The 11,468-nt window shown below is 41.0% G+C and carries 10 protein-coding genes and 1 pseudogene; 9 read left to right on the top strand and 2 right to left on the bottom strand.

Annotated features, from left to right (window positions below; all coding sequences use genetic code 11):
• The first annotated feature begins 5 nt into the window (after positions 1 to 5).
• Positions 6 to 971, top strand: a complete 966-nt coding sequence (gene kduI, locus ONT18_RS16010; protein WP_264906732.1) for a 5-dehydro-4-deoxy-D-glucuronate isomerase — start codon at positions 6 to 8, stop codon at positions 969 to 971.
• Positions 972 to 1,081: 110 nt separating this feature from the next.
• A complete protein-coding gene (locus ONT18_RS16015; protein WP_264906734.1) occupies positions 1,082 to 2,548 on the top strand; it encodes an MFS transporter in 1,467 nt (488 codons plus the stop codon).
• A 70-nt stretch (positions 2,549 to 2,618) separates the two neighbouring features.
• On the opposite strand, the gene ONT18_RS16020 is transcribed toward ONT18_RS16015, so the two are convergent.
• Positions 2,619 to 4,262, bottom strand: coding sequence for a helix-turn-helix transcriptional regulator (locus tag ONT18_RS16020; RefSeq protein ID WP_264906736.1), 1,644 nt, complete (start codon positions 4,260 to 4,262; stop codon positions 2,619 to 2,621).
• A 235-nt stretch (positions 4,263 to 4,497) separates the two neighbouring features.
• On the opposite strand from ONT18_RS16020, the gene ONT18_RS16025 reads away from it, so the two are divergent.
• From ONT18_RS16025 to ONT18_RS16035, 3 genes are read left to right on the top strand one after another with little or no spacing between them, the layout of a single operon-like run.
• Positions 4,498 to 4,875 carry a hypothetical protein gene (locus ONT18_RS16025; RefSeq protein ID WP_264906738.1) on the top strand — a complete coding sequence of 126 codons (378 nt, stop codon included), beginning with the start codon at positions 4,498 to 4,500 and terminating at the stop codon, positions 4,873 to 4,875.
• Positions 4,876 to 4,899: 24 nt separating this feature from the next.
• The gene (locus ONT18_RS16030) at positions 4,900 to 6,042 is read left to right on the top strand and encodes a DUF4848 domain-containing protein (RefSeq protein WP_264906740.1); all 1,143 of its coding nucleotides are present in this window, start codon (positions 4,900 to 4,902) and stop codon (positions 6,040 to 6,042) included.
• 22 nt (positions 6,043 to 6,064) lie between these two features.
• On the top strand, positions 6,065 to 6,670 hold the full coding sequence (locus tag ONT18_RS16035; protein ID WP_264906742.1) for an FKBP-type peptidyl-prolyl cis-trans isomerase: 606 nt from the start codon (positions 6,065 to 6,067) through the stop codon (positions 6,668 to 6,670).
• A 134-nt stretch (positions 6,671 to 6,804) separates the two neighbouring features.
• Here ONT18_RS16035 and ONT18_RS16040 read toward each other — a convergent pair whose 3' ends face one another.
• Positions 6,805 to 7,542, bottom strand: coding sequence for a nitroreductase family protein (locus ONT18_RS16040; protein WP_264906744.1), 738 nt, complete (start codon positions 7,540 to 7,542; stop codon positions 6,805 to 6,807).
• Between the two features lie 367 nt (positions 7,543 to 7,909).
• On the opposite strand from ONT18_RS16040, the pseudogene ONT18_RS16045 reads away from it, so the two are divergent.
• From ONT18_RS16045 to ONT18_RS16060, 4 genes and pseudogenes are all read left to right on the top strand, one after another.
• A pseudogene (locus ONT18_RS16045) lies at positions 7,910 to 8,368 on the top strand (adenosylcobalamin-dependent ribonucleoside-diphosphate reductase); the annotation flags it as partial.
• Positions 8,369 to 8,434: 66 nt separating this feature from the next.
• The gene (gene folB, locus ONT18_RS16050) at positions 8,435 to 8,812 is read left to right on the top strand and encodes a dihydroneopterin aldolase (RefSeq protein WP_264906745.1); all 378 of its coding nucleotides are present in this window, start codon (positions 8,435 to 8,437) and stop codon (positions 8,810 to 8,812) included.
• A 55-nt stretch (positions 8,813 to 8,867) separates the two neighbouring features.
• Positions 8,868 to 10,208 carry an N-acetylmuramoyl-L-alanine amidase family protein gene (locus ONT18_RS16055; RefSeq protein WP_264906747.1) on the top strand — a complete coding sequence of 447 codons (1,341 nt, stop codon included), beginning with the start codon at positions 8,868 to 8,870 and terminating at the stop codon, positions 10,206 to 10,208.
• Between the two features lie 50 nt (positions 10,209 to 10,258).
• A complete protein-coding gene (locus tag ONT18_RS16060) occupies positions 10,259 to 11,158 on the top strand; it encodes an MlaD family protein (protein ID WP_118063678.1) in 900 nt (299 codons plus the stop codon).
• Positions 11,159 to 11,468: the final 310 nt, after the last annotated feature.

Consider the following 11,468-nt stretch of genomic DNA (forward strand, 5'->3'; position numbering starts at 1 on the left):
TAATTATGAAGAAATTAACATTAATATTAGCAGCAATGGTATTAACAGCAAGTCAGGCTTTTGGCCAGTGTGGAAAATGTGGTTATGAAGTGAAGGCAGAAAATGCCTACACTAACTACAACGTTCGTTATGCAAGCAATCCGATGGATGCAAAGCACTATACAACAGACCGTCTTCGCGGTGAATTCGCTATCGAGAAGGTGTTTGCTCCAGGCGAGGTAAACTGGACATACACCATGTTCGACCGCTTCCTCATCGGTGGTGCTGAGCCAACAACTGCTCCTCTGAAGCTGACTTCTATCGCTCCTCTCTATACAGACAAGCCAAACGATCAGAAGAATCTGCTCGACAACCGCGAGTTGGGTATCATCAACATCGGTGGCGAGGGTACTGTTACCGTTGACGGCAAGAAGTATACACTCGGTTTCCAGGAGGCTCTCTACGTAGGTCGTGGTGCCAAGAACATCGAGGTAAGCAGCAAGGATGCAGCTAAGCCAGCTAAGTTCTATATGAACAGCGCTTGTGCTCATCAGACATATCCTACCAAGAAGGTTACCCTGAAGGATGCCAACAACATTAAGGCTGGTAGCCTGAAGGAGAGCAACGACCGCGTAATCCACCAGTTGATTATCAATGGTGTAGCCGGTGTTCGTACCTGCCAGTTGCAGATGGGTGTTACTGAGTTGAAGGAGGGTTCTGTATGGAACACCATGCCAGCTCATACTCACCTCCGCCGTATGGAGACTTACCTCTATTATAATGTACCAGAGGGTCAGAAGATTCTCCACGTAATGGGTGAACCACAGGAGACACGTCCTATCTGGTTGAACAACGAGCAGGCTGTGATAGCTCCAGAGTGGTCTATCCACTGTGCAGCAGGTACCAGCAACTATACCTTTATCTGGGGTATGGCAGGTGAGAATCTGATCTATAACGATATGCAGGTAGTGAAGATTCCTACATTGGAATAATAAGATACATGATATGGCAACCTGGCTTATGATTAATATGAGCCAGGCTTTGCCGTCTAAATAGTAATCTAAAATAAAAATAAGTATAACGCTTAAAAACTTTTTGCAAAATGAGTCCTATTACAACAAGCAAAATGTCCAACTTCCGTTGGGTAATCTGTGCACTGCTCTTCATCGCAACCACAGTCAATTACATGGACCGTCAGGTTCTCTCTTTAACATGGAAAGACTTCATTGCTCCAGAATTCCACTGGACAGATGATCACTATGGTACCATCACCGGTCTTTTCTCAATCTTCTATGCCATCGCCAACCTCTTCGCAGGTAAGTTCGTTGACTGGATGGGCACCAAGAAAGGTTATCTCATTGCCATCTTCGTATGGTCAACAGGTGCTGTGATGCACGCCGGTTGCGGTTGGGTAGCTATGCAGATGGAAGGTTATGATTCTATCGAGGCACTACGCATGGTACAGGCAGGTAGTGATGCAGCTGTAGCGATTGCTACAATCAGTGTATGGCTGTTCCTCTCTTGCCGCTTGATTCTTGCTGTGGGTGAGGCTGGTAACTTCCCAGCAGCCATCAAGGTAACAGCAGAGTATTTCCCTAAGAAAGACCGTGCTTTCTCTACCGCTATCTTCAACAGTGGTGCTTCTGTAGGCGCTTTGGCAGCTCCAGCTACCATTCCATTGTTGGCTCGCAGCATGGGCTGGGAGTGGGCATTCATTATCATCGGTGTGCTCGGTTACGTATGGATGGGCCTCTGGGTATGGCTCTATGACAAACCATCTGAGAGCAAGCATGTAAACAAGGCTGAACTTACTTATATTGAACAAGATGAGGACCTCGAAAAGGTTGAGGCTGAGAAAGAGACAGAGACTGCTGACGCTGAGGAGAAAACAATCGGCTTCCTGAAGTGCTTCAGCTACCGTCAGACCTGGTCATTCATCGTTGGTAAGCTGATGACTGATGGTGTTTGGTGGTTCTTCCTCTTCTGGGCACCTGCTTACTTCTCTGACCAGTATGGTTATTCTTCTGATTCAGGTATGGGTATCGCCCTCATCTTCACTCTCTATGCTATTGTAACCGTATTGAGTATTGGTGGTGGTTACTTGCCAACCTACTTTGTTGACAAGAAGGGTATGAATCCATATATCGGTAGAATGCGTGCGATGTTGATTTTCGCTTGCTTCCCATTGCTCGGTCTGATTGCCCAACCTATGGGTGCGTACAGTGCATGGTGGCCAGCTATCATCATCGGTTTGCTCGGTGCAGGTCATCAGGCATGGTCAGCTAACCTCTATTCTACCATCGGTGATATGTTCCCTAAGTCAACTGTAGCTACCATCACCGGTATTGGTGCGATGGCAGGTGGTATCGGTTCCTTCCTGATTAACAAGGGTTCCGGTATGCTCTTCACCTATGCCGAGGGTCAGGGTTCTGCCTTCAGCTTCATGGGCTTCGATGGCAAGCCAGGTGCCTACATGATTGTATTCTGCATCTGTAGTGTAGCTTACCTCGTAGGCTGGTGCATCATGAAGGCATTGGTTCCTAAGTACAAGCCAATCGTGGTTGAATAAACATCACATATTTTATATAAGTTAAAAGCTCATTTGCACCAAGGCAAATGAGCTTTTATCATATTTATACTTATAGAGAAAGAATAAACCTGTCCCAATCTTCTGCACTCCCCAGCTTATTAAAGAACTTTTTGTATAATCTGATTCTTATTTTCGAGATGGCTGATGGTGTGCATCCTAACAGACATGCCATATCAGCAGGCTTGCACCCTAATTTGATGAGCATGCAAACATTTAACTCTCGATTGCTGATATCATAAACCGACCAAAGTTTTTCTTTAAAACTTGGCATGAACTGATCAAAGGTATCTTCCATTTGTTTTCTCTCTTCTTTTGTCAGATACTCTTTGGTTTCACTTCTTTTCTTCTTTTGTATCATGATCCCTATATCAGTGTTCTTGATGCTGCCTAAAGCTCGATTTTCTTCTTCAATCTTCAGTTTGTTTATGGCATTCTGCGCTAACAGTTTTTCTTTCTCATCAGCTAATCTTTTCTTCAATTCATCTTTTTCATTTGTAGCATTTATGAGTTGTAATTCTAATTCATCTATGCGTTTGTTGTTTTCTTTTATTTTCTCCAGACTGTTTTGGCGCATCTCGTCTTGCAATTTCTTCAGCATGAATACTTGCCTTTTTTCTTCCTGAGCTCTTCGTCTCAATCTACTGATTAATAAAAAGGCAAAAGTTGTAACTAAGAGTAAAAAAACAGTTGTAGAAGCAAACAAAAGTTTGAATTCATTTTTCTCTTTTGATATTCTGGTGATTCTTTCTTTCTGCTTTTGATAATCATACAGTCCTTTGATTTTTGCCATCATTTCAGAGTTCGTATTTCTCCGAATGCTGTCTACAATATGTGTGTACCGTTCGAAAAATTTTATACTTTCAAAGTTCTTCTCTTTTCCTAGTGATTCTTTTGTAAGAAACTTATATGCTTCTTCTTTTGCATATATGTTTCCTTTATTCTTCAGAAAGGAATATAGCATGTTGGCTTTGGATATATCTGTTTGCTTATATAGATTAGCTGCAATAAAATAAACTGCACTAGAGTCTGCTTTATTGATATTGTGTAGTATGTCTGGAAGCAACTTTTGGGCATTTCCCCAATCTCTTTTATCCGTATATGCAATAACACAATAGCTTTTTACACTATTGATACACCTGATATCTTTAGTGTGTTCAGCCATTTTCAAAGCTTTTTTTAAAAGTTTGAGCGCAAGTGTAGTTTCTCCCTTATCTAAAAGAACAAGGGCTTTGTCTTTCAATATTTTGACCATAGCAATATCGTCTTTTGCGATGAATGCTTCGTTATATGCCTTTGTGTACATATCGATAGCGTAGTCGTATAAGTATTGGTCGTAGTAAATATTTCCAAGTTGGGAATAACATTTGTTGTTTATGTTTAAAATGGTGTCTTTGATACTCGCTGCTTTTGTGTAGAAATTGACAGCTTTCATTGCTTCGTCTTTTTCACTTTTTATTCTGCCTGCATAGTATAAGGCTAATTTTAGAAAAGTATAATCCTTTTTGTTTTGCATATAATTGATTATTCTGCTGATATTTTTCTCGTATGGTTTGATGTCATGATCTGTTAGATCTGTTGCTTGAATCTTTAAAAGTTCACCATACATTTGTTCTTCTTTGTTGAATGAAGAGACATTTATGGTATCGAGGAAATTTGATGCTATGTTTTGGTCTTTGTATAAATCTTTAGCCATAGCATAAAAAAGACTGCGATTATCTGTTCTTTTAGAGCAGGACATAACGCACATAACGATAAATATGTAAATAAACTTTTTCATAATGCAAAGTTAATACATTTATTTGTAATATCTATGCGATAAATGCTTATTTTCCTTAATTTCCCCATTTGTCAAATGGTTGTCAATGTTTATATTGTTTAATGATGCATTTTTTCAATACTTTTGCATCCGAATTTTAATTATTAGAGTAATGAAAGTTTTAGTTTTTATATTTATTGTGTTTTCTTTTCTAGGTGTTTCTGCAGAGGAGAATATGAGTATCGAAAAGGAGTATGATGTATTTTGCTCTATCTATAATGGTGGTAGACATAATTCTAATAAGGCTCCCCTTCGTTACAATAGAATATTGTTGCAAGTAACAGAATTGATGGTCTCTGTTGTTGATGGTGCTGATAGTCCACAACCCTCAGTGTTGTCTTTTTATTCTGGTGACGGAACCCTTCTTTATAGAAAACAGTGTATTCTTGAAAATGGTGTTGTTATTTCAATGGCACCCGATATAATTAACAAAGTATCTAGAATTACTATTGTTCTTAATGATTGTGAATTTATAGGTTTTATTAAATAAAAGTTTAATTTTAAGGTTTTAAAAATGAAAAATGTATTTTTTTTATTTGCGCTTCTATGCGCATTCTTTTCATCATGTTCTGATGAAGATGGAGCTAATGTAACAACTTCAAACGTGAAATTGCCACATGTCGTTACAATTAATAGTGGTGACAAGGTAACTTGTAGCTCGAATACTAAATCTCAAGTGAAAGTCTTGGCTTTTGATAATGAGGAAGGCTTTAATCACTTTGTTGGTATTCTAAGGACAAAGACATCACAACAACGAGCTCAATTGGTTAAAAGTTTGGGCTTTGAAAGCTTGGCTATGATTAATGATAAAGCAGATAAGGAACTTGATAAAATAGGTGCAACAGCTTCATCTGTGGATGATTTCAGAGCAAAATATTTGGATTATAAGACAAAGTATGCAGGTATATTAGTAGCTAATGCTGCTGATTCTACAGACTTATCTCTTTATAAACCTGCTTCAAAAGATACTGCTGTTGCTCCGTACTTAGTCGGTGAATGTAATAAAGTTCTAGTTGATGGTGCTCTTCGAGATATCCCTTTTTCTGATGAAATGAATGATGACGATAAGAAAATCTTTGCAACAAGTTATACAGAATATTCGCCAAATTCGACAAGAAGTGTTGAGAAAGACTACACGAGTGAAGATTCTTGGCCAGTAAATGGTTTTATTGAAAAAGATGGTAATCATAAAACAATTTGTTCTGTTTACGTTACTGATGATTTCAAGTTGTTTATACATTTTGGTGCGCAATACAAAATGTGGTATGGATGGAAAAGGGCTAATCGACAGTTCTTTTTTAGATTAGAAAACATGGAAGGATTAGATAAGTTAAATCCGGATGCACTTTCTTCAAATTTAAGTCCGAATACATATTATTTTGGCACATCCAAAGAATTCTATTCATATACAAAAATTAATTTTCATGTAGCTGAAGTTACCCAAAATCCTATTGTTATGATAAATAAATATGAAGTTACAGGTAAAGTTTTTGTATGGACAGATAGAATGTCTGAGAAAGATGCTAATGGAAATGTAATATATCAGAGTACCGGAAGTTCTATATATCCTACACAACACGCTCCTCGTGAAAACTTCCCTTTGTTCAAAAAAGAAAATTCTTTTCCTTGTAAAATATCTTTAGTAGGTAAAAGATAAAAAATGAATGGAATGAATGAAAATGTATAAGAAACTGATTTATGGAGTATTGCTACTCTTGACAATAGCATCTTGTAGCGAATCATCTGAACAAGAAGATGAATATGCTAATTGGAAAGAGAGGAATGATGTGTTTTTCCAAGGTATATTTTTCAAGGCTGATTCAGCAATTAATGCTGGAAGTAATAATTGGAAAATTATACGTAATTGGTCTCTTCAAGAGCAGTTTGGAGTACAGAAAGAAAATAATATCGTAGTGCATGTTCTAGAAAATAGTACAAATACTTCTGTTCCGATTTATACCGATTCGGTTGTGGTAGATATTCAAGGTATGTTAATGCCAACTGATAAGGAAGAAAGGGGAACTGTATTTTATACTACGTTTTCAGGGAAGGATAGGAATGTCTCCTCAGATTTGCGATTAACCATTTCTGCAAAAGGAACATTGCAAAAACAAGAAATTGATGGCTTGTCTACTGCTTTGCAGAAAATGCATATCGGTGATCGCTGGATGGTATACGTACCATATAATCTTGCTTTGAAGAATCAAAGTTCTGTTAGTCCTTTTGTTCCTGCGTACAGTACAATGATATTTGACATTACGTTGCTTGGAATAAAACATACGTAAATTTACAAAAAAGCGCATCGGCATTTGTTTGCTGATGCGCTTTTGGGGCTTTATGATTAAGGATTGGGACCTGCGATGGAATCGCAGGGAACGGGGGCGCAAAGAGGGAGAGGGAGCTTTTTACCCTTTTACCTTTAAATAAATCCTTGCTGCTTGAGGGCTTCGATAAACCCAACGCTCATCGCCTCGCAATCCTTCTTTGTGTATCGGATGTCGGTAAAAACCTGGGCTAGGGTCTCTACGTTGTTGATGCGAACGAACTCCTTGTTCTCTTCAAGAGCTTCCTTCTCTGCATAGAAGTCATCAATCTTCTCTGGGGTGTAATCTTCGAAATGCTCGTGGTGGATGATGCTGCGCAGAGGGAGACGGTCGCTCAGGGCTGGATGTTCTGCAGGCCAGCCGATTGTCAATGTGGCTACTGGCATTACAAGCTTAGGGAGCTTCAGGGTGTCGATGATCATCTTTGGCATATAAACCGTAGTTCCCAGGAAACAGGTGCCTAAACCGGCTTCTTCTGCCAGGTTCGTGAAGGTCTGGGTAAAGAGAAGGGCATCGGTAGCTGCATTCATAAAAGAGAGAATGTTGTCATAGCCCGGGGTTCCCTTGCGGTTCTCTGCCCAGAGGGTTGTGCGGCGATAATCGGCACAGATGGTGAGGATGACAGGGGCTTCTGTTACCATTGGCTGGTTGAAGTGGGCTGGCGCCAGCGCCTTCTTTCCTTCTTCACTTCTTGTTACCACAACGCTGTAAAGCTGCAGGTTTCCCATTGTCGGGGTGCGCTCAGCCTCTTCCAAAAGGCGGTTCAGGAGTTCTTCAGATACTTCCTTCTCTGCATATTTTCTGATGCTTGTTCTGTTCTTAATCGATTCCATATCTTTTTTATTTTATCATTATACCTTATTATATATAGGAGTTCTGTTCCATTTCAGAACCCTATTTTGCTGCAAAGTTAGTGAAAGTTTCCCAAAAAGTTGTCTTTCTTTCGCTTTTTTAGTGAAATATATGCCAAAACGTTTCAGATTTTAGAAATAAAAGTTTAATTTTGCACCTAAATATGAAACGTTTGATATGAAATATACTGAAAATATGACTTTTGAAGAGGCTTCCAAGGCTCTTATAGATGAACTGAATGCTAATCTGGCAACACTTCATCAGAATTATCATGTAGAACAGTCTGATTGGAATAAACTCTATGATCAGATAGCCAATGTTGTTTCAGAGGAAACTCATCTTCCTGTTTTCTCTCCTGAAGTGATGGAGGTGCGACCTCGAGAACTGGAATGCGATGTGGTGCGATTCCAGAATAATAAGGAGAAATGGGTGGCTCTGGTAGGACTGCTCGATGGTCATCCATACGAAATCTTCACGGGTTTGCAGGATGAGGACGAGGGTATCATGCTGCCTAAATCTGTAAGCAAAGGCAAAATCGTGAAGACCATTCTGGATGGAGGATTGAAGCGATACGACTTCCAGTTTGTGAACAAGCGAGGCTATAAGATTACGGTTGAGGGATTGAGCGAGAAGTTTAATCCTGAATACTGGAACTATGCCAAGCTGATTTCCGGTGTGTTGCGCTACCGTATGCCTATCGAACATGTCATCAAACTCGTTTATCAGCTCCAGCTTACTTCAGATAACATCAATACCTGGAAGAAAGGTGTTGTGACAGCCCTGAAGAGATATCTGAAGGATGGTAGCCTGATGAAACTTTACGATGATAGCGATTCCGAATCCTAATCTCCAAGATAGAAACTGATATAAACCATGCTTTTCCGTAGTAAGATATACTTGAAGAATGTCCGTTTCCATGCATATCACGGCGTTCTGCCACAGGAAACCCAGGTGGGCAACGATTATGTGGTGAATCTGGATGTGAGCTATGATTTCTCCAGAGCCATGGAAACCGATGAACTGGCTGGAACCCTCAACTATGCAGAACTCTATGAACTCGTGAAACAGGAGATGGAGATACCTAGCAAACTGCTGGAACATGTAGCCGGAAGGATAGGAAAGCGACTCTTTGCAGAATATCCGACTATTCAGAAAATACAATTCGCCATTACCAAAGTTAATCCTCCTTTTGGAGCAGATTGTGACGGCGCAGGGGTAGAAGTTGTATTAACAAATGATAAAACTTTATAGTAGATTTAGGTTTTCTGATACAAAAGTAGTAATTTTGCAAAATCATCAGAAAGATATGTTGAAGAAAATAACATTCATATTGACCCTATTGTGTATGTTGGTGCTGACAGCGACAGGCGCCAACCGCCGTTTCACGCTCGTTATCGACCCAGGTCATGGCGGTCATGATGCGGGTGCACTTGGTGCTATTTCCAAAGAAAAGAATATCAATCTCTCTGTGGCATTGCAGTTTGGCAAATATGTTGAGCGCAATATGCCGGACGTGAGAGTCATCTATACCCGCAAGACGGATGTCTTTATTCCTCTGAAAGAGCGTGCCAACATTGCTAACCGCGCCAATGCCGACCTGTTTATCTCGGTACATACCAATGCGCTGCCAGCCGGTAAGATAGCCCGCGGTTTTGAAACCTATACGCTCGGTATGCACCGTGCCAAGGATAATCTCGATGTGGCTATGCGAGAGAACTCCGTTATCTCGATGGAGAAGGGCTATCAGCAGACCTATCAGGGGTTCAACCCGCGATCTTCTGAAAGCTACATCATCTTCGAGTTCATACAGGGTAAGAATATGGAGAGAAGCGTAGAACTGGCGCGCAATATCCAGCGAAAGGTATGCAACGGTGCCAACCGTCCGGATAAGGGTGTGCATCAGGCAGGATTCCTGGTTCTCAGAGAAACCTCGATGCCCAGCTGTCTGATAGAGCTCGGTTTCATCACCACTGCTGATGAAGAAAGACTGCTCAACGATGCCAGCAGGGTGGATGATATCGCCCGAGGCATCTACGAAGGTTTTGCGCAATATCGCAATAAATACGATAAATCCATCTCGGTTCCTTATCGAGCTGCGGATACAGAATCGGTGCCGGTTGCCAAGATAGTTTCTGATACGAAGCAGGAGAAGGACGAGCGCCGTGCTGAGGAGGCGGATACTGCGCCGAGAAGAACGGTGAAACAGGTGGAAACCAGAGCAACAAAGGCTAAAACGGTTCAGCAGAACAGAAGACAGAACCAGCAGGATAAGCCGGCTCAGCAGAGCAGACAGACGCAGCAGAACAGACAGAACCAGCAGAACAGAACTGTAGCTCAGAATAAGCCGGCACAGCATAAAGCCAATGTAGCCGATGCGCCTGTCTTCAAGCTTCAGATATTTGTCAGCAACCGCACGCTCCGCAAGGGCGATGCCCATTTTAAGGGCGAAACCGGTTATGACAGTTATCAGGAAGGCAATATGGTGAAATATACGATGGGAGCCTCTACCAACTATAATGAGATTTTCCGCTTGCGCAAGACGCTTGCCGAGAAGTTCCCGGAAGCTTTCATCATAGCTTTCAAGAATGGAAAGAAATATGATGTGAATCAGGCTATACGTGAGTTCAAACAGAACAGAAACCGCTGATTGACCTGAGTAAGGATAAGATATAAGCACGAATATATAAAGAGATAAATATGAAGCTAACAAAAGAAATCAAGATAGCTCTTGTAGCTATTGTCGGTATTTTGGTTATGTATTTCGGAATCAATTTTCTGAAAGGCATGAATCTGTTCTCTACCAACAACGCCTACTATATGACGTTTGATGACATCCAGGGACTGGGTGCCTCTACGCCTATTTATGCGGATGGTTATAAGGTAGGTACCGTGGATGGTTTGGAATATGATTACAAGGAGAATGGTCCTATCAAAGTAAAGGTGGATATTAACAAGGATTTGAGAATCCCGCAGGGCAGTAAAGCCGAAATAGTGAAAGACCTGATGGGTAATCTGCAGGTGAATCTGCTTCTGGCAAACAATCCGCGCGAAAGAGTAGAACCGGGTGGTATCATTCCGGGTGCTGTAAACGGAGGCATGATGGATAAGGCTGCCAACCTGATTCCGGTAGTGGAAAAGATGTTGCCAAAACTGGATTCTATCCTTACCAGCGTGAATGCGCTGCTGGCTGACCCGGCTCTGGCTGCTTCGCTGCATAATGTGGAAACCATTACAAGCAACCTCACCGTTTCTACACGTGAACTGAATACCCTGATGGCGGGTCTCAACAAGCAGGTTCCGGGTATGATTGGAAAGGCAAATGGCGTGCTGGATAATACCAACCGCCTCACAGCTAATCTGGCCAGTCTTGATGTGCAGGGCACTTTGAACAAGGTGAACCAGACTTTGGAGAGTGCTCATCAGTTTACTGAGAAGCTGAACAGCAACCAGGGAAGCCTCGGATTGCTGATGAACGATACCAAGCTGTACGACAATCTGACGTCAACCATGAGTCATGCCGACTCCTTGGTTATCGACTTGAAGGCACATCCGAAACGCTATGTCCATTTCTCTGTTTTCGGCAGAAAAGACAAGTAAAAAGAGTTCGAGCTAAATAAATTTAGTCTAAATAAGATTCGGTATGTTTCACGCCCCGAAATGACTCGCAAACTGTTTGTTTGTTAGCCGTTTCGGGGACGTTACATTATTGTTTCACTGAATTTCAGTCTGCTATATTTGTATTTTAGACAAGTGTTTGGTATTCAGTAAATTAAAGACTATCTATTAAAATGTTTTAAATAAGGGGATTTGCATTTCTCCTATTTTTTTTGTAACTTTGCACGTGATTTCGCATCTTTCGGTGCGTCCCGTCATTTGTGAATTAAAGTATTAATAATATTAGTAATCA

The organism is Segatella copri, from assembly GCF_026015295.1.
GTDB lineage: Bacteria > Bacteroidota > Bacteroidia > Bacteroidales > Bacteroidaceae > Prevotella > Prevotella copri_C.